A 21725-nucleotide genomic window follows, 5' to 3' on the forward strand; every position below is an offset into this window, starting at 1 on the left:
ATGACCGAGACGATCGGCCGAGATGCCGAGACTGTCGGCCAGACCGCCCCCGCGGAGTCCACGGGTCAGGCCGCTGACCGCACCGGCTTCCACCCGCTCACCGTCCGGTCCGTCGAGCACCTCACCGAGGACTCCGCGGCCGTGACCTTCGACGTGCCCGCCGAGGTGGCCGAGCTCTTCGACTTCGCCGCCGGACAGTCGCTCACCCTGCGTCGGATGATCGACGGCGTCGAACACCGCCGCACCTACTCCATCTGCGCGCCCGCGGGAGCTGCCCCGCGCATCGGCGTGCGCGAGATCCCCGACGGCCTCTTCTCCCGCTGGCTCGTCCGCGACGTCCGCCCCGGTGAGACGATCGAGGTCCAGCCGCCCAGCGGCAGCTTCCGAGCTGACGCGAGCCTCGGCGGCAAGCACCTGTGCATCGCCGCCGGTTCCGGGATCACCCCGATGCTCTCGATCGCGACGACGGTGCTCACCAACCCCGACGCCTCCGTCACCCTCCTCTACGGCAACCGCTCGACGAACACCGTGATGTTCGCCGAGGAGCTCGCCGACCTCAAGGACGCGCGCAACCAGCAGCTCGACCTCGTCCACGTCCTCTCCCGCGAACCCCGCGAGGTCGAGCTCTTCTCCGGCCGCCTCGACGAGGAGAAGCTGCGCCAGCTGCTCACCTACCTCGTGCCCGTGCACGATGTCGACCATGTGTGGCTGTGCGGACCCTTCGGGATGCTCGGCGACGCCCGCACCGTGCTCGACGAGCTCGGGGTGCCGAAGGAGAAGGTCCACTTCGAGCTCTTCTACGTCGACGAGCCCCCACCCGAGGTCGTCCACGCCGACAAGGTCCTCGAAGGGGCCACGAGCGAGGTCACGGTCATCCTCGACGGACGGCGGACCACCTCGGCGATGGCACAGGGCAAGACCATCCTCGACTCCGCGCAGGAGTCCCGCTCCGACCTGCCCTTCGCGTGCAAGGGCGGGGTGTGCGGGACGTGCCGGGCGAAGGTGTGCGCGGGCGAGGTCGACATGGTCCGCAACTACGCCCTCGAGGACGCCGAGGTGGAGGCCAACTTCGTCCTCACCTGCCAGACCTTCCCGGTCAGCGACGAAGTCACCATCGACTTCGACTCCTGACCCCGGTTCGGGTGGCGATACCGCCATCCGGCCCCCTGCCCCGGCCTGATGTGGCAGGCGTTACGATCGACTCGTCTGAACCGACTTGAAGGAGCACCATGCCCGAGGCATTCATCCTTGACGGACTGCGCACGCCCATCGGCCGCTACGGAGGCGCACTCGCCGACCAGCGGCCCGACGACCTCCTCGCGACGACGCTGAAAGCCGTCGTCGACCGCACCGGGATCGACCCCGCCGACATCGACGAGGTGATCATGGGGGCGGCGAACCAGGCCGGGGAGGACAACCGCAACGTCGCCCGCATGGCCGTCCTCCTCGCCGGCCTGCCCGACTCGATCCCCGGCTTCACCGTCAACCGGCTGTGCGCCTCGGGACTGACCTCGATCATCCAGGGCCGGGCGATGATCGCCGCGGGAGACGCCGACGTCGTCGTCGCCGGCGGCGTCGAGTCGATGACCCGCGCGCCCTGGGTGGTCGAGAAGCCCTCGAAGGCCTGGGCCAAGCCCGGGAAGTCCTTCGACACGTCGATCGGCTGGCGCTTCCCCAACCCGCAGTTCGGGGAGAACGTCACCTACTCGATGCCGGAGACCGCCGAGAACGTCGCGAAGCGATGGAACCTCACCCGCGAGGAGCTCGACGACTTCGCCTTCGCCTCCCACCAGCGGGCGCTCGCCGCGCAGGACGAGGGGAAGTTCGACCCCGAGATCCTTCCCATCGGCGATGTGAGCAAGGACGAAGGTCCACGCCCGGACACGACCCCGGAGAAGCTCGCGAAGCTGCGGGCCCTCCATGGCGAGGGCAGCGTCATCACCGCCGGCAACTCGTCGTCGCTCAACGACGGCGCCGCCGTGACGATCCTCGTCTCCGACCGCTACGCCGAGAAGCACGGCCTGGATCCGCGCGCCCGCGTCGTCGCCGGTGCGAGCGCCGGCGTGCCCCCGGAGATCATGGGCATCGGCCCGGTCCCCGCGACCGAGAAGGCGCTCGCCCGGGTCGGCTGGAGTGTGAACGACCTCGATGCCGTCGAACTCAACGAGGCCTTAGCCTCGCAGTCGCTCGCCTGCATCCGCGACCTCGGGCTCAACCCGGACATCGTCAACCAGTTCGGCGGGGCGATCGCGCTCGGCCACCCGCTCGGCGCCTCGGGCACCCGCATCACGCTCACCCTGCTCAACCGCATGGAGCAGGGCGAGGACCAGCGGGGGCTCGCGACGATGTGCGTCGGCGTGGGTCAGGGTTCGGCCGTCCTCCTGGAACGCCCGTGAGCACGGCTGCGTCGCAGGGCGACGGAACCGGGAACGCCTCAGCGAGCGGCACCGCCGCGAGTGACGCCTCCGCGGCCGACGACGCCTCCCCACTGCTCGTCGAACGTCGGGAGGACCGGATGGTCATCCGGCTCAACCGCCCCGAGGTGCGCAATGCGATCGACCTGACAATGGTCGAGGCCCTCCACGAGGTGTGTGCCGAACTCGAGGCGCACCCGCAGGTCGCGATCCTCACCGGCACCGGAGGGACCTTCGCCGCCGGAGCCGACATCGGGCAGCTGCGCGAGCGCCGCCGCGACGATGCGCTCGCCGGCATCAACTCGAAGATCTTCAGCCGCATCCTCGACCTGCCGATGCCTGTCATCGGCCTCATCGACGGCTACGCCCTCGGCGGGGGAGCGGAACTCGCGTTCGCGTGCGACTTCCGCATCGGGACACCGGCGACGAAGATCGGCAACCCCGAACCCGGTCTCGGCATCCTCGCCGCTGCCGGTGCCGCCTGGCGTCTGCGCGAACTCGTCGGAGAGCCCCGGGCCAAGGAGATCCTCCTCGCCGGACGCACGCTCCAGGCCGATGAGGCCCGCAGCATCGGCCTCCTCAACGACGTCGTCGACCCCGAGGAACTCGAAGCCGCCGGTGAGGCGCTCGCCGACCGGATCGCGAGCTTCGCGCCCCTGGCCGTGCGGCTGACGAAGTCGGCGTTCCACGCCCCCCGCGAGGCGCACCCCCTCATCGACAACGTCGCCCAGGCGGTGCTCTTCGAGACCGACGAGAAGTTCGCCCGGATGGACGCCTTCCTCGCCCGGCGCGAGGAGAAGCGGCGTGAGAAGAAGCAGCAGGAGAAGAGAGAGGCCGGTCACGAGTGAGCGAGCAGAACCAGTCACAGGCGGCCCCCGGCGCGACCGACGAGGCGCGTCCGGCAACCGAGAACAGGGCCTACGTGCCTGACACCGTCGGCGTCTACGGCGGCGGCCGGATGGGGGCGGGCATCGCCCATGCGTTCGCGAGCGCCGGCGCCCGCGTCATCGTCATCGAGAACACCGAGGAGACCGCGGCCGCGGCCCGGGAGCGGGTCGAGGCCTCGATCGAGAAGTCCCGAGCGAAAGGCCTTGAGGTCCCCGGCCGGGTCGAGGTCGTCCGCGACCCGACCCTGCTCGACCAGGCGCTGCTCGTCGTCGAAGCCGTCCCCGAGGACGTCGCCCTCAAGCAGCGGGTCCTCGCCGACATCGCGAAGTTCGCCCCCGCGGCGAGCATCGGGACGAACACGAGTTCACTCTCGATCGACGAGCTCGCCTCCGTCCTGCCCCGCCCGCAGGCCCTCATCGGCCTCCACTTCTTCAACCCCGTCCCGGTCTCCGACCTCGTCGAGATCGTCGTCGGCTCCCGCACCTCGCCCGACCTCGTCACTGCCGCGACGAACTGGGTGGCCGGTCTCGGCAAGACCCCGATCACGGTCACCGATTCGCCCGGGTTCGCGTCCTCGCGCCTCGGCGTCGCGCTCGCCCTCGAGGCGATGCGCATGGTCGAAGAGGGTGTGGCCAGCGCCGAGGACATCGACACCGCGATGACGCTCGGCTACCGGCACCCGGCCGGACCGCTGAAGACGACCGATATCGTCGGCCTCGACGTCCGCCTCGGCATCGCCGAGCACCTCGAACGCGAACTCGGTCCCCGCTTCGCTCCACCCCAGCTGCTCCGCGACAAGGTCGCCGCCGGCGAACTCGGCCGCAAGACGGGCAAGGGGTTCTACGAATGGTGACGGAGATCCGCCTGGCCACCCGCGGCCCGGTCGCCGAGATCGTCCTCGACGGCCCCGAGTCCCGCAACGCCCTCGATGCCGACAGCCTCCGTGCCCTCGCCGAGGCGGTGTCGACGGTCGCCGAGGCGGTGCCGGACGTCCGCGTCCTCCTCATCCGCGGTGAGGGGAAGGTGTTCTGCTCGGGTCGCGACATCTCCGCCGTCGACGTCGAGACCGACGACGCGTATGCGTTCCTCGCCGAGGTGTTCACCCCGATCGTCCAGGCCATCCGCGGCCTCTCCATCCCCGTCGTCGCCCAGGTCCAGGGGGCGGCCCTCGGGCTCGGCTTCGGGGTCGCCGCGGCCGCCGACATCATCTACGCCGCCGAGGACGCGAAGTTCGGCTCGCCGTTCGCCGCGATCGGGGCGATGCTCGACTCCGGCGCCCACCACGTCTTCCTCGACCGGGTCGGCTACCACCGGACGATGGACCTCATCGTCACCGGTGACTTCATGTCCGGTGCCGAGGCGGCTGCGACGGGGATCGTCTCCCGTGCGGTCCCCGCGACCGAGCTCGCCGACTTCGTCGAGGCGAAGCTTGACCGGATCGTCACCGGCCCCGCCGAGGCGTATGCGATGGAGAAGGGCTTCGTCCAGAGGCTCGCCGACGAACGGCCCTCGTTCGCCGAGGTGCTCGACGCCGAAGCGCACCTCCAGGAGACGGCGCGGCGCACCCCCGACTACGCCGAGGGCTTCCGGGCCTTCCAGGAGCGGCGCAAGCCGAACTTCGGGTAGGGCGCTGGCCGGGCGTTCTGATACCCTCAGCCGTCGGCCGCCTCGGTGACGGGTCCCGGATTCCCTCGGTTGTCGCGCTCGTCGATGCCGTTCTGGGCCGCAGGTTCCCGGGTCGTCGCTCGCCAGCGACGGAATGCGAGGATCGTCAGGGTGCCGACGAGGACCCAGGCGACGCCGACGGCGATAGCGTTGGCAATGCTCGGGTCGCCGATGAAGGCCCCGATGCCGACGAGGGCGAAAAGGCCGGGCAGCGAGGAGATCGTCGTGGCCGTGAGAAACGTGCGATTGTCGATCCCGAAGGCGCCGCTGCCGTAGTTGACCGGCCAGTACGGCAGACCCGGCAGGAGGCGGAGTGTGCACACCGCGTAGAAGCCGCCGCCGTGGAGTTGGGTTTCGACCGCCTCGGCGTGGGAGCCGAGCATCTTCCTCGCGGTCGGACGGCCGAGGCCGCCGGGCGATCCAGTACCCGGCATACCCTCCGAGGACGATGCCGATGAGCGTGAGCAGGGTTCCCAGCGGCAGACCGAACGCGAGCCCACCGGCGACGGCGACGATCGTCACCGGGATCGGGGTGGCCGCGACCACCGTGGCGAGGGCGACGAAGACGGCGAAGCCCCACGCGCCCGCCTCGGCGATCTCATCCTGGAGCACGCGGGGAGTTGGCAGGTGGACGTTGACCACGAGCCAGAGTCCGGCGAGGACGACGACGGCGAGGGCCGCGTTGCGCACGATCGACCCCCACGCGAGACGTCCGCGTCTGCGGGGAGGGGTCTTGGGGTTCGTCGTCGGCACGGATCGAGTGTACGCCTCAAGGACGTCGGAGGGGCCCGGGCGGGCTCGGGGCGGAAGGTGGACCGGGGTGAGCGGGGCGGAGCTGGCTGTCTCAGGCGCTGAGCATCATCAGTCCGGCGGCGACGCCGATGTAGAAGAGGCTCACCGAGAGGATGAAGATCCGCTCGGAGATGCCGAAGACCTTCGGCCTCAGCCTCGAGACGACGAGGACGAGGACGCTCACGGCCAGCGAGATCGCGGCGATCCACCCGATGACGGCCAGCGTCGAGGCGAGCCACGCGGGGCCCTCGGCGGTGAAGAGACGGGTGAAGTTGCCCATGCACGCGTAGGTGAGGGCGAACCAGGCGATCGCGAAGAGGTAGTGGAGGCGGCCGACGAGCGTCGTCTTCGCACCCTCGAGATCGGTCGGCGCGAAGGGGAGGGCGACGAAGATCCCCGCGAGGACGAGCAGGGCGATCGTGATGCCCGTGGCATCCGACCAGTCGGGGACGCCTGTGATCACCGCTCCGGCGAGGAGTGCCCAGAATCCTGCGGTCAGCCAGGTCATGATCGAACTCAGCCTCCGCGTCGGTCCGACCGCGTAGTCGCTGACGGCATGGGAGACGATCGAGTAGTCGCTGGGCACGAGGTGGAGGGCGACGAAGACACCGAGCCGGGCGAGTCCGAGGACGAGGGCGAGAAGGGCGAAGGTCACTGCCATGAGAGCTCCTGGAGGAGAGGTGCGAGAGGGGTTACGGGTTGCGGACGGTGCGGACTTCGTCGTGGAGGTCGCGGATCGTCTGGGCGAGGGCCTGCGGGTCGAGGCCGATCGTGCGGGCGTTGTCGTCGAGTGAGCTCCCGAGGAGGCGTCCGCACTGCTCGGCCTTCTCCTCACCCGCCGAGGTGAGGTGGAGTTCGCGTCGGTTCCCCGAACCGGCCGCGGCCCGGTTGTCGACGTACCCCGCGCTGAGCAGGGCCTTGACGATGCCGCTGCCGGCCGCCTCGGTGACGCCGAGGGACCGGGCCAGGGTGCGTCCGGTGATTCCCGGGTGCTGGCCGAGGATGACCAGGGCGACGTACTGGTTGTAGCTCAGGCCCTCCGGCGCGAGGATCCGCTCGGCCCACCGGTCGAGGGTGCGCACGAGGTCGTGGAGTTCGAAGGCGAGGTCCATGACACTAAGTTAAGCACTTAAGTTAATGGGTGGCAAGAGGGTGCCCGGACGGGGTGCGCACATGCCGACGGCCCCGGCCCGGACGGAGGGTCCGGGGCGGGGCCGTCGTCCGGCCGCCTCGGCGGGGGAGGGGCCGGTCGGCGACGTTCAGCCGGTGAAGATCGCCACGGCTTTGATCACGGTCAGGGTGAGGCCCCACGCGAGGCCGCCGACGACGACCACGGTGAGTGCGGAGCCGATGACTTTGTAGGCGCCGCCGACGGGCGACTGCGGGGAGCCGGTGGCGGGAACCGACGACCAGGTCTCGGAGCTGCTCATGTCTTCTCCTCCTTCCTTCAGTCGGTCTCAGCCGTCGATGCGGACTTCGGGGTCGCCTCGGCGGTCGTGGGTTCGAGGTACTTGTCCTTGACCGGGGTGACGAGCAGGTTCGCGACGAAGCCGATGGCCAGGGCGCCGACCATGATGAACATGCCCGGGGTGTAGAGCTCGGGTCCGGTCTTGCCGGCCTTCTCCCCGGCCTCGACGACAGAGTTGACGATGAGCGGACCGGCGACACCTGCTGCCGACCATGCGGTGAGCAGGCGGCCGTGGATCGCGCCGACCTGGAAGACGCCGAAGAGGTCCTTGAGGTAGGCGGGGATCGTCGCGAAGCCGCCGCCGTAGAACGAGATGATGAGGAGCGTCGCTGCGACGAAGAGGACGATCGACCCGCCGCCGAAGAGTGCGACGACGAGGTAGAGGATGGCTCCGCCGCCGAGGTAGATCATGTAGTTGTTCTTCCGGCCGAGGTAGTCCGACGTCGTCGACCACACGAAACGGCCGGCCATGTTGCCGATCGAGAGCAGGCCGACGAATCCGGCGGCGGCTGCGGCCGTGATGCCGAAGTAGGCCTGGATCATCGGGGCGGCGTTCTCGAGGATGCCGATGCCGGCGGTGACGTTGAGGAAGAGGACGATCCACAGCAGCCAGAACTGGCGGGTGCGCACGGCGTTCTTCGCCGAGACGTTGCCGGTCGTCTGCATCGGCTTGGCCTTGATCGTCGACGGGTCGAAGCCCTCGGGCTTCCAGTCCGGGTGCGGGACGCGGATGACGTAGGCGCCGGCGGCGATGACGACGGCGTAGATGATGCCGAGGGTGAGGAACGTCGGGGTGAGACCGGCGACGAGGTTCTCCGGTTCGCTGCCGCCGCCGTAGAAGGACATGAGCTGGTTCGACAGGGGGCTCGCGATGAGCGCTCCGCCGCCGAAGCCCATGATCGCCAGGCCCGTGGCCAGGCCCGGACGGTCGGGGAACCACTTCATCAGGGTCGAGACCGGCGAGATGTAGCCGATGCCGAGTCCGATGCCGCCGATGAAGCCGTAGCCGAAGTAGACGAGCCACAGCTGCCCGGTCATGATCCCGAGGGCGGAGATGAGGAAGCCTGCGACCCAGCAGGTGCCGGCGGCGACCATCGAGGCGCGGGGCCCGGCCTTCTCGACCCATGTGCCGAAGATCGCCGAGGAGATGCCGAGCATGAGGATCGAGATCGAGAAGATCCAGCCGATCGAGATCTCACCCGCATCGAAGTGCGCCATGAAGGGATTCTTGAAGACGCTGAAGGCGTAGACCTGGCCGATGCACAGGTGGATCGCCAATGCCGCCGGCGGCATCAGCCATCGGTTGAAGTCCTTCGGCGCGACGATCGCTGACCGAGAGAGTACGGAAGCCATGGGGACCCTTTTCGTCTGTGCTTCCCGGGTCGTCGACGACGGCGAGGGGAAGCGGTGTGCCAATGCGGTCCGGTGGGAACCGCGTTCATCCCATACAGACTAGAGGCCTCACATGGATATTGCGAGATCCATGGGGAAATTCCTCAGGATCGCGCGTGTCATCCCCGCCGAGGCGGGTGGTTGAATGATCCACTACAGGTGAGATCCGCGTGGGAGTGGGCATCACTGCCCTGAATGATTTCAGGTGAGCTTGTGGGCACGGAATCCGCAGATCAGAGATTGATCGTGACGTCTCCCTTGTCACGCAGTTCGCCCGCGAACTTCTGGGTCGCCTCGGTCGACTTCTCACCCTTGACCTGCTCTTCGAGCTGCGGGCGCATCTCGTCGAGCGAGGGGACCTGCGCCTCCTGGCCGGACTGGGACGCCATCTGCTCCTGCTGATCCTTCGCCCGCTGATAGGCGGCACCGATCTCCTCGTCGGTGACCTCGAACTCGCCGAACTCATCGGCGATGAGGTCCTCGATCTTCAGCTGGGTGCGCAGCTCCTCATGGACTTTCTTCTCGTCCATGCCCTGATCCGCCATCGCCGCGAGGAAGTCGTCTTTGCTCATCTGGGAGGCCTGGGCGGTCTCGTCGAGGGCGGTGGAGACGTCGTCGTCGGAGGCTTCGATCCCGCGCTTGTCAGCTTCCTGGCTGAGCAGCTTCGTGCTCACGAGGTTCTCGGCCGTCTGCTTCTTCAGCCCCTCCTCGTCGACGGGCTGACCACCCTGCTGGGCCTGCATCATCATCTGCTGGTACTGGGTCTCGTAGAGGGGGACGAAGTCGTCCTTCGTGATCGTCTCGCCGTTGACCTCGGCGACGACGTCGGGGATGTCGGCGGTGTTCGGCGCGCCGTCCTGGCTCGCTTCGGCCGCCGGCGAAGTCACCGCCGGACCGGAGTCCTCGCCGGAGGATCCGCACCCGGCAAGCGCTGCGACGGAGAGGGACACGGCGAGTCCGACCCACCATTTGGTCTTTGGCACAATCACTCCTGTGTGTCGATTCAGCCTGCCAGGCTAACAGGCGCGGATCATTGCGAGCTGTGCGCCCGGCGGGTGGACGGCGGGTGGACGGCCCGGGCGCGACGCTCACAGGCTCGTCGGGACCTCGCCGGCGGGAGTGTACGCCGAGTAGACGACGCCATTGCCGAACGCCTTCGAATCGAGCAGGGTGAGCGGAGGCTGCCGGTGCCCGTCGGGGAAGAAACCGCGACCTCGGCCCTGCCAGACGGGATAGGTGAACATCCGGTACTCATCGACGAGGCCGGCGGTGATGAGCTCGTGGGCGAGCGTGATGCTGCCGGTGAGGATCGCGTCGAGGCCCGGCTGATCGCGCAGTCCCGCGACGACGAGGCGGGGGTCGGTGCTCATCACCCGCGAGTTCTCCCACTGGGGATCGGTCATGGTCGAGGAGAACACCCATTTGTCGACCTTGTCCATCTGCGCGGAGATGCCCGTCGTGTCATCGTTCTTCCCCGGCCAGTAGCTGCGGAAGTCCTCGAACGTCTGCCGACCGAGCAGGAGGAGCTGTTCGCGGGCGGTCTGGCTCCTCACCTCGGCGAGGAGCTCATCGTCCTGGGCCTGCGGGTCGAACCAGTCGTCGAGCATCTCGACCCGGCCGTCGAGGGTGACGTTCTGCGTGATGATGATGCGCACTGCTGACTCCTTCGTCGGTTCGCTCGGCGTCCACGCTACGCCGAAGCGGCGAAGAGGGCGAGGGCCGAACTAGGATCGGAGGCATGTCGATCCCTGATCTCCGCAGCGCTGCGCAGTCCATCCTCCCCGACCTCGTCACCCTCCGCCGCACCCTCCACGCGAACCCCGAACTCGGCACCGATCTGCCCTTCACGCAGGCTCAGGTGCTCGAGGCCCTCGCGGGGCTGGGACTCGACGTGAGCACGGGGGATTCGCTCACCTCGGTGGTGGCGGTCCTGCGGGGCGGACGCCCGGGACCCGCGGTGCTGCTGCGTGGGGACATGGATGCGCTGCCGGTGACCGAGGAGACCGGGCTCGACTTCGCGTCGACGAACGGGAACATGCACGCATGCGGGCACGACCTCCACACGGCCGGCCTCGTCGGGGCGGCCCGACTGCTCGCCGTACACCGCGATGAGCTGCCCGGCTCGGTGATCTTCATGTTCCAGCCCGCGGAGGAGAGCGACGGCGGCGCCGAGCCGATGATCGCCGAGGGCGTCCTCGAGGCGGCGGGAGTGCCGGTCGTCGCCGCCTACGGCATCCACGTCGAGGCCGATGTGCGCGGCCGGTTCACGACGAGGGGCGGTCCGCTCATGGCCGGGTTCGCCGACCTCCACGTCACCATCCACGGGGCCGGCGGGCACAGTTCGCAGCCGCAGTCGACGCGGGACCCGGTGCCCGCGGTCGCTGAGCTCGCGCTCGCCCTCAACACGATGACGACCCGGTCGTTCGACATCTTCGACCCCGTCGTCGTCACCGTCACTCAGCTGCAGGGCGCGCAGGCGACGAACGTCATCCCCGACGATGCGTCGCTCGCCGCGTCGATCCGCTTCCTCTCCACCGCATCGCTGGCCTTGCTTCAGGAGCGGGTCGGCGAGATCGCCGAGGGCATCGCGCGGGCCCACCGGTGCACCGCCTCGGTGGACTTCGAGGTCGGGTTCCCGGTCACGGTCAACGACCCCGCCGAGGCGGCCCTGGTCACCCAGCGCCTGCGCGGACTCTTCGGGGAGGAGAACGTCGCCACCCTCGAGCATCCGCGGATGGGGTCCGAGGACTTCTCCTTCGTGCTCGAGAGGGTGCCCGGTGCCTTCGTCTTCCTCGGTGCCACACCCGAGGGCATCGACCCGGACGCCGAGACGAACCATTCGCCGCGCGTGCAGTTCGACGACGGCCTCCTCGGCGACCAGGCGGCAGCGCTCGCCCACCTTGCGTACGCGCGGCTCCTCGACGAGGCGGGGGAGACGACCGACTGAGCACCGAGACCGACACTTCGCACCGAGACCGACGGGTGGAAGTGTCGGTCTCGGCGCGAAGTGTCGGTCTCGGTGGCCGGGGACTCAGCTGTCGTCGGCGGTGGTGAGGCTCGGCGGCAGGTCCTTGCGCCGCACCGTGCGGAAGGCATCCATGTCGTGATCCTCGTGCAGGGTCTTGACGATGCAGATCCCGAGGAGGGCGACGATGACGGCGAAGGGCAGTGCCGAGAGCATCGCAGCCTGCTGGAGTGCCGCGAGACCGCCGGCGAAGAAGAGTACCATCGCCGTCGTACCGGTGAGCACACCCCACACGGTGAGCACCCAGCGACTCGGTTCGAGGGTGCCCCGCGAGGTGAGCATGCTGAGGACGAACGTGTTCGCGTCCGCGCCGGAGACGAAGTAGAGGACGACGAGGATGATCGCGATGACCGACGTCAGACCGGTGAGCGGAAGGTTGCCCAGGGTCTCGAAGAATGCGGAGTTGACGTCCTCGGCGGCAGCCTTGCCGATCGCACCGGTGCCGTCCATGTCGATCTTGATCGCCGTCCCGCCGAAGACCGTGAACCAGGCGAAGAAGACGAGACTGGGCACGCCCATGACGCCGAGGACGAATTCGCGCACGGTCCGCCCCTTGGAGATCTTCGCGAGGAAGACTCCGACGAACGCACCCCAGCTCAGCCACCACGCCATCATGAAGTAGGTCCAGTACTGGTACCAGCCGACCGCATCGGAGGTCAGCGGGGTGAGCAGGCTCGTGGTGAAGAACTCGCCGAGGTACTGGCCGGTGGCGCGGAAGAAGAGGTTGCCGATGAAGCCGGTGGGCCCCGCGATGAGGACGAAGAGGCCGAGGAAGATCGAGAGTACGGCAGTCGTCTGGCTGAGGAACTTGATGCCCCGGTTGACGCCCGAGAGGGCGGAGAGAGTGAAGATCACGGTGATGCCGAGGATGATGACGATCTGGACGAAGAGCTCGTTCGGGATCCCGAGCACACGATTGAGCCCTTCGGCGATCTGCGAGGCGCCGAGACCGAGTGACGTCGTGGTTCCGAAGAGCGTCGCGACGACGGCCATGATGTCGACGAGCTTGCCCAGCCATCCGTCCATCGCCTTGCCGAAGATCGGCCGGAGCATCGGAGAGATGAGCCCGGTGTTGCCGCGCTTGTGAGTCGAATAGGCGATCGCGAGACCGAACACCCCGAACACCGCCCACGCGTGCGGTCCCCAGTCGAAATACGAGTACTGGAGGGCGACGACGGCCGCCTCGGTGCTGCCGGGTGCTGCGAGATCATGGGGTGGGGTGGTGAAGTGGGAGATCGGCTCCGCCACGCCGTAGCTGATGAGGCCGATGCCCATGACGGCGGAGAGGATCATCGCCAGCCAGGCCCATGTGCTGAACTCGGGGCGGTCGTCCTCGGCGCCGAGGCGGACCCGACCATAGCGGCCGAACCCGAGGTAGATGAGCAGGCCGATGCAGCCGAGGGTGACGATGAGGTAGGACCAGCCGACGTTTGCGGCGACCGCGTCCATCGCCGTCGTCATCGTCGACGCCATGCCCTCAGGCGCGATCACGCCCCAGAGCGTGAACGCCGCGACGCCGGCGATCGAGATCCAGAACACCGCCCCCGGCCGACTGCGCAGGGCATTCGCCTCGGCCATCGCCGGCGAGATGCCGTCTCCGAATTCCATGCCGCGACCGGGGAGCTGCGCATGCCGGTGGTCTCGCTGCGCCTCGTGGTCATCCCCGTCGCTGCGGTCGGATTCGTGTTTCATGGGAGAACTCCACTTCCTTGTGAATCAGTTCTGAATGAATCTGGTGCAGGTGCTTCGGTGGGGTCCTCCCCTCACGGTCATCCCAGCGACCGGAGGTCCTCGCTGTCGAAGAACTTTCCGGCCTTGTAGATCATCGGTGCATCGTCGGTGGCCTCGGCACTGCGGACCCTGCCGATGAAGACCGTGTGGGTGAGCGCCTGGAAGCGCTCCTTGATCTCGACTTCGATCGACGCCGCGGAGCCGTCGATGAGCGGTGACCCGTTCGCCGCAGGGCGCCAGTCGAGACTGGCGAACTTGTCCGGCGCCTTCGACGCGAACACCCCGATGGTCTCCCGCTGGTTCCTGCTCATGATGTTGATGCCCATGTGGGTGGAGCGGAAGAGAGCGGGGTAGGTCGAGGAGGTCTTCTGCACGCAGACGAGGACGAGCGGGGGATCGAGGGAGACCGAGTTGTACGAATTCACCGCCAGACCGCGCGGCTTCCCGTCCTCGTCGGTGGTGGTGACCACGGTGACGCCGGTGATGAACTGACGGTTGAAGGCTTTGAGCGAGTCAGCGGACGGGCGGCCCGAGAGGTCGTCGGTGACGACGTCGTCCGGAGCGGCCTCGAATGCCGAGGACAGCGATTTGAGTCCGAGGTCGGCGAGCAGCTCGTGGGCGTCCCACGTGACCTGCTCGCGGCTGATGCGCGACCCGTCGAGCGTGATGAGGTTCGATCCGTGCGTCGTCACGGTCTGTCCCGTCGGGGGGACGTCGTTGAGCGGCTCGGTGAAGGTGCCGACCGAATGCCAGTAGACAGCCGCTTCGCTGCCTTCGATGAGGATGTGGTCGATCGTCGTCGTGAGATCCGGGAATGCCGAGCGGATCTCCCTGATTTCCTGCTTGATGGCCTCCGCGTCCTTCTCGTGACCGGAGTTCGTCGAGACGCGCACGTAGTCATCGGTGACGAGGGCGTCGAAGGCGTCGATGTCGTCGGAGTCCCAGACGGCATGCCAGGCGTCGATGATGGTCTGCTTCACACTGCTGTGGGTGAGGTCCTGTGCTTCTTGCATACCAGAGACGATAGAATGAGACGGATGCATTCGTCAACAGATTGAATGAAGTCGATAAAATCAATGCTTTCGCGGCACTGTTGACATCCCATCATGTATGCAAGTAATTTTCTTGTATGCAACAGATTTCCAGCGACGCTCAATCCAGCGAGTCGTTCCTCGACCGGGTCCGCTCGCTCATCCTCGGCGACGGCTACGCACCGGGCGACATGATCCCCGAGTCCAGCCTCGCGGAGTCCTTCGGGGTCAGCCGCACGCCGATCAGAGAGGCGTTCAAGCAGCTCGAGTACGAGGGCCTCGTCGAGATCCGACCGCGGGTGGGGACCTTCCTCCGACGTCCGCAGCGCAGGGAGATCATCGAGATGTTCCAGCTCAAGGAGTCACTCGAGGGCCTGGCGGCGAATCTCTTCGCCCGGCGCGGGGCGATTCCGGAGCTGGCGATACTCAAGGACAACGCCGACGCCTCCGATGCCGCGGCGCTTGCCGGCGACGCCGACACCTACGCTCGGCTCGTCCACGAATTCCACTGGACGCTGGTGCGCGGAGCCGACAACCTCAAACTCGTCGAAACCTATGAGCGTCTCATGCATCAGCTCGCCTACCACCGGATCGTCATCAGCGCCGTGCAGCGTCCCGGACGTCTGCGCGAATCGGTCGGCGAACACCACGCGGTGATCGAAGCGATCGAGAACAAGGACTGGTTCGGTGCCGAGATCGCGATGCGCGAGCACGTGAGCGCCTCGAGTCGGGCCGCACTGCTCTCCCTGACCGAGACGCACGAGCTCGCCGACCAGGAGGAGGGCTGATGAGCGCGGAGTCCATGATCGGCGTCGCCGCAGACTCGGCGACGGATGAGGGTCTGCCGCAGAGCTTCGAGGAGCTGGCGCGCCGGTTGGGCGTCCGCTCGCTCACCCTCCACCGCGATGAGATCCTCTCCGAGGCCGGCACCGAGCTCGATGCCCCGCTCATCCAGGCCGCAGCGGTCGCCGTCGTCAGCAATCCGTGGACGGGCACCGGTCCCGACGAGGACCTCGGCCCGGCGACCGAGAAGCTCGCCCCCGTCCTTGGGAAGGTCCTCACCGACCGCCTCCTCCTGGCACTCGGCGCCCCCGACCGGGTCGAGGCCTTCGGCAAGGCCGCGGTCGTCGGCACGGCAGGAGAGCTCGAACATGCCGGCGCCCTCATCCACACCCCGTACTTCGGCAACATCATGCGGGAGATGCTCGACGGCACCTCGGTGCTCTGCTTCGCCGACGGTCGGGCGGCCGCCTCGGCGAGCATCCGGGTTCCCATGTGGCACAAGACCCACGCGACGTCGCGTGACCATTACCAGTCCATCGAGGTCCGCCTCCCCGACGCCCCCCACGCGGACGAGATCTGCATCATCGCCGCAGCGTCGAGCGGCCCCCGGCCGTTCGCGCGCATCGGCGACCGTCGCACCGACGGCGCCGTGACCACCGACATCCTGAAAGGACTCATCGCATGAAGATCCGCAAGATCACGACGATCACCGAAGACATCCTCACCGAAGGCGGCCGTCCGGTCGACCCGCCAATCCGCGTCGCCGCGGTCGCCGCGGTCATCGAGAACCCCTGGTACGGACAGGGATTCGTCGACGACCTCGGACCCGGGATCGACGCGACGGCGAGCGACCTCGGCGCCACGCTTGCACCCCGCGTCATGGAGACCCTCGGTGGTGAGCTCGAAGCCTACGGGAAGGCGGCGATCGTCGGGCTCGGAGGCGAGGTCGAACACGGTTCGGCACTCATCCACACGCTCAAGTTCGGCAATCACTTCCGGGATGCCGCCTCGGCGAGCACCCTCCTGCCCGCCGTCGAGAAGCGCGCGGAGGCGGGAGCGATCTTCGACATCCCGCTCAAGCACTTCACCGATGCGACGATCCGCTCGCACCACCAGACCTTCGAATGGCGGATCTCCGACGCACCGCACGCCGACGAGATAGTCGTCGCCCTCGCCGGATCGACCGGTGGTCGGCCGCAGCAGAGGCTCGCGCCGCTGTCGGCGGACAAGTAGGGCGCAGAGACCATGCGGGAAGACGATGACGTCCCCGTCGCCCTGCTCCACGGGGTGGGGCTCGACCGGACCGTGTGGGCGCGCGTCGAGGCTCTCCTCGGCCGGAGGACCATGGCGCTCGACCTGCCCGGCCACGGCGCTCAGCCGCCGCTGACGGCACCGACGACGCTGGCGGAGATGGCCGCTGACGTCGCCCTCCGTCTGCCGCCCGGGCCCATTCACCTCGTCGGATTCTCGCTCGGCGCGCTCATCGCGCAGAAGCTGGCCGTGACCCAGCCCGGGCGGGTCCGGAGCCTCACGTGCGTGAGCTCCGTGTGCGCACGCACCGAGGAGGAGTCGGACGCGGTCCGGCAGCGGCTGGTCGGAGCGCGTGAGGACTTCGCCGGCAGCATGGAGCGCGCCCTCGACCGGTGGTTCCCCGCCGAAGAGGACGCCGACTCCGAGGAGTGGCGCGCGGAGACCCGAGCGGTGCTGCTGCGCAACGATCCGGAGTCCTACGGCCATGCCTACACGGTCTTCGCCACCGGAGACCGCGACATCGAACCGGAGCTCTCGGGCATCGCCGTCCCCACTCTTGCGATCACCGGTGAGCTCGATCCCGGGTCGACACCGGAGATGAGCTTCCGACTGAGAGACAGGATCGCGGGCACCGAGGTCGTCATCGTCCCCGGCGCCCGGCACATGTTGCCGGTGACGCATCCTCACGAACTCGTCGACCGCCTCGGCGCCCTCATCGACAAGGCGAGACACGGAACCGCCGGTGACGGGATCACCGCAGACAACGACGACACGGACGCTGTTCCCGCCGAGCCCGGCAGCACACCGACCGAGACCGATCCGACCGAGAGGAGCGCGGAATGACGACCAGACTCGACCACTTCATCGCGGGGGAGCACAGCGCCCCGAGCGACGGAGGTTATCTCACCAGCACGAACCCCGCCACGCTGGAGACGCTCTACGAATTCGCACGCGGCACCGAAGCCGACGTGACCAGGGCCGTCGAAGCCGCCGCCGCGGCGTTCGCCTCCCGCGGATGGCAGCGGACGACGCCCACCCAGCGCGGGCACCTCCTGCGCAGGTTCGGCGACCTCATCGGCGAGAACGCCGACGAACTCGCGCGGCTCGAAAGCCAGGACAACGGCAAGCTGCTGCGGGAGATGGTCGGGCAGCTCGCGGGCCTGCCCGAATACCTCTACTACTACGGGGGTCTCGCGGACAAGGTCCAGGGGTCGCAGATCCCGACGAACTCGCCCGAGGTCATCAACTTCACCCAGCGGGAGGCGCTCGGCGTCGTCGGCCTCATCACGCCGTGGAACTCTCCGATGACGCTGACGCTCTCGAAGCTCGCGCCCGCCCTCGCCGCCGGCAACACCGCCGTCATCAAGCCGAGCGAGTACACGTCGAGGACGATCCTGCGGCTGGCCGAACTCGCTTACGAGGCCGGCTTCCCCGCCGGAGTCGTCAACGTCGTCACCGGTCTCGGCGCCGAGGCGGGACAGGCCCTCGTCGACTCGCCGAAGCTCGCGAAGATCTCGTTCACGGGGTCGACGCGGACGGGATCGGCGATCGCCGCCTCGGCGACCGGACGATTCATCGGATCGACACTCGAGCTGGGAGGCAAGAGCCCGAACATCGTCTTCGACGACGCAGACGTGTCGAATGCGGCCATGGGCGTCATCGCCGGCATCTTCGCCGCCGCCGGCCAGACGTGCATCGCGGGCTCCCGGGTGTTCGCCCAGCGGGGAATCTACGACGAGCTGCTCGAGAAGGTCACGGCCCGAGCCGCCTCCATCGTCATCGGCGACCCGATGGCCGAGGAGACCGAACTCGGTCCGCTCGCCTTCCAAGCGCAGCTGGACAAGGTGAGCGAGTACGTCGGCATCGGCGTCGCAGAGGGCGGTCGCATCGCCTACGGGGGAGGCCGGCCCGAGGTCGACCTGCCCGGCTACTTCTTCCAGCCCACCGTGCTCACCGACACGACGAACGACATGCGCATCACCCAGGAGGAGATCTTCGGACCGGTGGCTGCCGTCATGCCCTTCGACACCGAGGAGGAGGTGCTCGAACTCGCCAACGACACCGAGTACGGACTGGCGGCCGGCGTGTGGACGACGAACCTCGCCCGCAGCATGCGCATGTCCCAGCGGCTCGAGGCCGGCACCATCTGGATCAACATGTATCGGGCGATGTCGCCGATGTCCCCGCGCCAGGGGTTCAAGAACTCCGGCGTCGGCATCGAGCACGGAATCGAGTCGATGCACGAGTACACCCGCCTCAAGAGCATCTGGATCAACACCGACGAAGGGCCCGTCGCCGACCCGTTCGTCCTCGGGAGGTGAGGACATTGCCGCTCATCGACATTTCCATCGCCAAGGGACGCACACCCGAGCAGCTGCGCGCGCTCATCGCCGGAGTCCATGAGGTCGCAGCGACGACCACCGGCGCCGCCGACGAGAACATCACTGTGATCGTCCGCGAGGTCGAGAAGGAACTCTGGTCGCGGACGAACACCACGATCGCCGAACGCGAAGACACCACCCACTGAGCACTGTCCCGGAGTCGAGGCTCCGGGTGGAAAGGACCAACGATGCGCTTCTCGCTCTTCCTCCACATGGAACGCTGGGACGATTCGATCAGCCCCGAACAGCACTGGCAGAACCTCGTCGAACTCGTCAAGATGGCCGAGGCCGGCGGATTCGGCACCGTCTGGATCGGCGAGCACCATTCGATGGAGTACGTCTCCTCGCCGAGCCCGATGCCCCAGCTCGCCGCCCTCGCCGCGCAGACGTCGACGATCAGGCTCGGATCGGGCACGATCATCGCCCCGTTCTGGCATCCGCTGCGCGCGGCCGGAGAGGTCGCCCTCCTCGACGTCATCAGCGGCGGCCGGGCCGAGGTCGGCATCGCCCGCGGCGCGTATCAGTTCGAGTTCGACCGGATGGCCGGGGGAATGCCCGCAGCCGACGGCGGCGAGTATCTGCGCGAACTCGTCCCGGCCATGCGTGCGCTCCTCCAGGGCGACTACGCCCATGACGGCGAGCACTGGCAGTTCCCCGTCTCGACGGCCGTGCCGAAGCCCGTGCAGACGCCGACGCCGCCGATCTGGCTCGCCGCCCGCAGTCCGGAGACCCACGACTTCGCCGTGGCCAACGGCTGCAACGTCCAGGTCACACCGCTGATGAAGGACGATCGCGAGGTCGAGGACCTCATGAACAAGTTCGAGACCGCGCTCGCCGCGCACCCTGAAGTCGAGAAGCGCCCGGAGATCATGGTGCTCCGCCACACCTACGTCCATTCTCCCGAGGACCCCGAGGGCTGGAAGGTCGGAGCTGCGGGCATCAACAAGTACTACCGCACCTTCTCCGCATGGGCGTTCGGGAAGAAGGATCCGGTCGACGGGTTCCTCGACCCGACGCCCGAGGAGAAGTTCGCCGACCGCCCGGAGTTCTCCCTCGAGTCGCTGCACCAGTCAGCGATGATCGGGACTCCCGCCGAGGTGACCGAGCGCATCCGGCACTACGCCGACCTCGGCTACGACGAGTACAGCTTCTGGTCGGACAATGCGCTCACCCACGAGGAGAAGAAGGCGTCGCTGCAGCTCTTCATCGACGAGGTCGTCCCGCAGTTCCGGTGAGTCGACTGCGCCTTCGCCGTCGACGCGTCGGGCGCTGAGGGGTCAGGGCGCTCGCCGCTGCTGCACCGAGACCGACGCTTCGCACCGAGACCGACGGGTGGAAGTGTCGGTCTCGGCGCGAAGTGTCGGTGTCGATGGTCGGGGGCTCAGGCGCGGATGAGCCCGTGGGGGTCGAGGACGAACTTCTTCGCCACCCCCGAGTCGAAGTCCGCATAGCCCTGGGGCGCCTCGTCGAGGCCGATCGCGGTCGCGTTGACGTTCTTCGCGATCGAGACCTTGTCGTGGAGGATCGCCTGCATGAGGCCGCGGTTGTACTTCATCACCGGGCACTGGCCGGTGACGAAGACGTGGGACTTCGCGAAGCCGAGACCGAAGCGCATCGACAGCGACCCTTCCTTCGCCGCCTCGTCGACGGCACCCGGATCGCCGGTGACGTAGAGCCCGGGGATGCCGAGGCTGCCGCCGGCGCGCGTGATCTCCATGAGCGAGTTGAGCACGGTCGCCGGCGCCTCATGGCTCGCGTCCTTGCCGTGTCCGCGGGCCTCGAAGCCGACGGCGTCGATGCCGCAGTCGACCTCCGGGGTGCCGAGGATCTGCTCGATCTGATCCTTCGGGTCGCCCTTCGAGACATCGACCGTCTCGCAGCCGAAGCTGCGCGCCTGCGCGAGCCGGTCCTCGTTGAGGTCGCCGACGATGACGACGGCGGCACCGAGGAGCAGCGCCGAGGTGGCTGCGGCGAGTCCGACGGGACCGGCACCGGCGACGTAGACCGTCGACCCCACCTGCACGCCGGCGCCGACGGCACCGTGGAACCCGGTGGGGAAGATGTCCGAGAGCATCGTGAGGTCGAGGATCTTCTCCATCGCCTGGTCTTTGTCGGGGAACTTGAGGACGTTCCAGTCGGCGTAGGGCACGAGCACGTACTCGGCCTGGCCGCCGACCCAGCCGCCCATGTCGACGTAGCCGTACGCCGAGCCCGGGCGGTCGGGATTGACGTTGAGGCAGATGCCCGTCTTGCCCTCCTTGCAGTTGCGGCACCGACCGCACGAGATGTTGAACGGCACCGAGACGAGATCCCCGACCTTGACGAACTCGACGTCCCTGCCGACCTCGACGACCTCGCCGGTGATCTCGTGCCCGAGGACGAGCCCCTCGGGAGCGGTCGTGCGACCGCGGACCATGTGCTGGTCGGAGCCGCAGATGTTCGTCGCGACCGTCTTGAGGATGACGCCGTGATCGACCTTCCGGCCGACGTTGGCGGGGTTGACGCCCGGACCGTCCTTGAGGACGAACTCGGGGTATTCGGTGTCGATGACCTCGACCTTGCCGGGACCTGCGTAGCTGACTGCCTTGTTGCTCATCCTTGAGCCTCCGTTCGGACGGAATCGCTGAGGCGATCGGCGGGAGAGCCGATCGGCCTCCTGAAATATCAGTCTTGTATCAGACGTGGTGTCAGTCTCGTTGCGCGGGGAAGAGTTTGTCAACACCCCATCGCTTGCCACGTTAATCGAACCCGTGGAGGTCCGGAAGGGCATACCGAGGGCGGAGACCCGGCGTCTCAGCCCGCCTCACGGTGCCGCCACAGCCACCGACGCGGTCAACCGACAAAAACGCGGTCTGCTAACCGCGTATATGTCGGTTGACCGAGTCGAAGCGCCGAGGCGGTCGC

The 21725-nt window shown here is 68.0% G+C and carries 23 protein-coding genes; 13 read left to right on the forward strand and 10 right to left on the reverse strand.

Annotated features, from left to right (window positions below; genetic code table 11):
- The 5 genes from paaE to B2W79_RS09070 all read left to right on the forward strand — a co-directional run bounded on the left by paaE (window position 1) and on the right by B2W79_RS09070 (window position 4928).
- Window positions 1-1131: a 1,2-phenylacetyl-CoA epoxidase subunit PaaE gene (gene paaE / locus B2W79_RS09050; RefSeq protein WP_232254146.1), complete on the forward strand. Its 1131-nt coding sequence runs from the start codon at window positions 1-3 to the stop codon at window positions 1129-1131.
- A gap of 98 nt (window positions 1132-1229) precedes the next feature.
- Window positions 1230-2396, forward strand: a complete 1167-nt coding sequence (locus tag B2W79_RS09055) for a thiolase family protein (RefSeq protein WP_131248203.1) — start codon at window positions 1230-1232, stop codon at window positions 2394-2396.
- 119 nt (window positions 2397-2515) lie between these two features.
- Entirely contained in the window at window positions 2516-3262 is a 747-nt protein-coding gene (locus B2W79_RS09060) for an enoyl-CoA hydratase/isomerase family protein (RefSeq protein WP_095375298.1), read from the forward strand.
- Between the two features lie 74 nt (window positions 3263-3336).
- A complete protein-coding gene (locus B2W79_RS09065) occupies window positions 3337-4155 on the forward strand; it encodes a 3-hydroxyacyl-CoA dehydrogenase family protein (protein ID WP_197464153.1) in 819 nt (272 codons plus the stop codon).
- Window positions 4149-4928 carry an enoyl-CoA hydratase/isomerase family protein gene (locus B2W79_RS09070; RefSeq protein ID WP_292788765.1) on the forward strand — a complete coding sequence of 260 codons (780 nt, stop codon included), beginning with the start codon at window positions 4149-4151 and terminating at the stop codon, window positions 4926-4928. Before B2W79_RS09065 ends, B2W79_RS09070 begins: the two co-directional genes overlap by 7 nt.
- Window positions 4929-4954: 26 nt before the next feature.
- Here B2W79_RS09070 and B2W79_RS09075 read toward each other — a convergent pair whose 3' ends face one another.
- The 7 genes from B2W79_RS09075 to B2W79_RS09105 form a co-directional block, all read right to left on the reverse strand.
- Window positions 4955-5350, reverse strand: coding sequence for a TVP38/TMEM64 family protein (locus tag B2W79_RS09075; RefSeq protein ID WP_292788767.1), 396 nt, complete (start codon window positions 5348-5350; stop codon window positions 4955-4957).
- A gap of 461 nt (window positions 5351-5811) precedes the next feature.
- Window positions 5812-6420, reverse strand: a complete 609-nt coding sequence (locus B2W79_RS09080) for a DUF998 domain-containing protein (protein ID WP_063248723.1) — start codon at window positions 6418-6420, stop codon at window positions 5812-5814.
- Window positions 6421-6451: 31 nt separating this feature from the next.
- Window positions 6452-6871: a MarR family winged helix-turn-helix transcriptional regulator gene (locus B2W79_RS09085; RefSeq protein WP_063248722.1), complete on the reverse strand. Its 420-nt coding sequence runs from the start codon at window positions 6869-6871 to the stop codon at window positions 6452-6454.
- A gap of 147 nt (window positions 6872-7018) precedes the next feature.
- A complete protein-coding gene (locus B2W79_RS09090) occupies window positions 7019-7189 on the reverse strand; it encodes a hypothetical protein (RefSeq protein ID WP_156491120.1) in 171 nt (56 codons plus the stop codon).
- 17 nt (window positions 7190-7206) lie between these two features.
- A complete protein-coding gene (locus tag B2W79_RS09095) occupies window positions 7207-8580 on the reverse strand; it encodes an L-lactate MFS transporter (protein ID WP_063248721.1) in 1374 nt (457 codons plus the stop codon).
- A 272-nt stretch (window positions 8581-8852) separates the two neighbouring features.
- A complete protein-coding gene (locus B2W79_RS09100; protein ID WP_063248720.1) occupies window positions 8853-9602 on the reverse strand; it encodes a SurA N-terminal domain-containing protein in 750 nt (249 codons plus the stop codon).
- 105 nt (window positions 9603-9707) lie between these two features.
- On the reverse strand, window positions 9708-10274 hold the full coding sequence (locus tag B2W79_RS09105; protein WP_082834831.1) for a dihydrofolate reductase family protein: 567 nt from the start codon (window positions 10272-10274) through the stop codon (window positions 9708-9710).
- 83 nt (window positions 10275-10357) lie between these two features.
- Between B2W79_RS09105 and B2W79_RS09110 the strand changes: the two genes are divergently transcribed.
- Entirely contained in the window at window positions 10358-11566 is a 1209-nt protein-coding gene (locus B2W79_RS09110; protein WP_292788776.1) for a M20 metallopeptidase family protein, read from the forward strand.
- A gap of 84 nt (window positions 11567-11650) precedes the next feature.
- Here B2W79_RS09110 and B2W79_RS09115 read toward each other — a convergent pair whose 3' ends face one another.
- Together B2W79_RS09115 and B2W79_RS09120 are read right to left on the reverse strand one after the other, a co-directional pair.
- Window positions 11651-13336, reverse strand: a complete 1686-nt coding sequence (locus tag B2W79_RS09115; protein WP_063248718.1) for a BCCT family transporter — start codon at window positions 13334-13336, stop codon at window positions 11651-11653.
- Between the two features lie 77 nt (window positions 13337-13413).
- Window positions 13414-14388, reverse strand: a complete 975-nt coding sequence (locus B2W79_RS09120) for a flavin reductase (RefSeq protein ID WP_227007152.1) — start codon at window positions 14386-14388, stop codon at window positions 13414-13416.
- Between the two features lie 116 nt (window positions 14389-14504).
- Here B2W79_RS09120 and B2W79_RS09125 point away from each other — a divergent pair, with 116 nt between their 5' ends.
- Genes B2W79_RS09125 through B2W79_RS09155 form a run of 7 tightly spaced genes read left to right on the forward strand, consistent with a single transcriptional unit; the run spans window position 14505 to window position 20056 of the window.
- Window positions 14505-15194, forward strand: coding sequence for a GntR family transcriptional regulator (locus tag B2W79_RS09125; protein WP_131248200.1), 690 nt, complete (start codon window positions 14505-14507; stop codon window positions 15192-15194).
- On the forward strand, window positions 15194-15874 hold the full coding sequence (locus B2W79_RS09130; RefSeq protein ID WP_131248199.1) for an amino acid synthesis family protein: 681 nt from the start codon (window positions 15194-15196) through the stop codon (window positions 15872-15874). The genes B2W79_RS09125 and B2W79_RS09130 overlap by 1 nt, the downstream gene beginning before the upstream one ends.
- The gene (locus B2W79_RS09135) at window positions 15871-16422 is read left to right on the forward strand and encodes an amino acid synthesis family protein (RefSeq protein WP_063248715.1); all 552 of its coding nucleotides are present in this window, start codon (window positions 15871-15873) and stop codon (window positions 16420-16422) included. Before B2W79_RS09130 ends, B2W79_RS09135 begins: the two co-directional genes overlap by 4 nt.
- Before the next feature lie 12 nt (window positions 16423-16434).
- Window positions 16435-17283, forward strand: a complete 849-nt coding sequence (locus tag B2W79_RS09140) for an alpha/beta fold hydrolase (RefSeq protein WP_082834829.1) — start codon at window positions 16435-16437, stop codon at window positions 17281-17283.
- Window positions 17280-18761, forward strand: a complete 1482-nt coding sequence (locus tag B2W79_RS09145; protein ID WP_063248714.1) for an aldehyde dehydrogenase — start codon at window positions 17280-17282, stop codon at window positions 18759-18761. The genes B2W79_RS09140 and B2W79_RS09145 overlap by 4 nt, the downstream gene beginning before the upstream one ends.
- Before the next feature lie 5 nt (window positions 18762-18766).
- On the forward strand, window positions 18767-18967 hold the full coding sequence (locus tag B2W79_RS09150) for a 2-hydroxymuconate tautomerase (RefSeq protein WP_119296988.1): 201 nt from the start codon (window positions 18767-18769) through the stop codon (window positions 18965-18967).
- A gap of 42 nt (window positions 18968-19009) precedes the next feature.
- Window positions 19010-20056, forward strand: a complete 1047-nt coding sequence (locus B2W79_RS09155) for an LLM class flavin-dependent oxidoreductase (protein WP_063248712.1) — start codon at window positions 19010-19012, stop codon at window positions 20054-20056.
- A gap of 146 nt (window positions 20057-20202) precedes the next feature.
- Here the strand turns inward: B2W79_RS09155 and fdhA are convergent, their stop codons facing one another.
- Complete coding sequence (gene fdhA / locus B2W79_RS09160; protein ID WP_063248711.1) at window positions 20203-21417, reverse strand: formaldehyde dehydrogenase, glutathione-independent; 1215 nt, start codon at window positions 21415-21417, stop codon at window positions 20203-20205.
- Window positions 21418-21725: the final 308 nt, after the last annotated feature.

The organism is Microbacterium sp. UBA7513 (assembly GCF_002478345.1).
GTDB lineage: Bacteria > Actinomycetota > Actinomycetes > Actinomycetales > Microbacteriaceae > Microbacterium.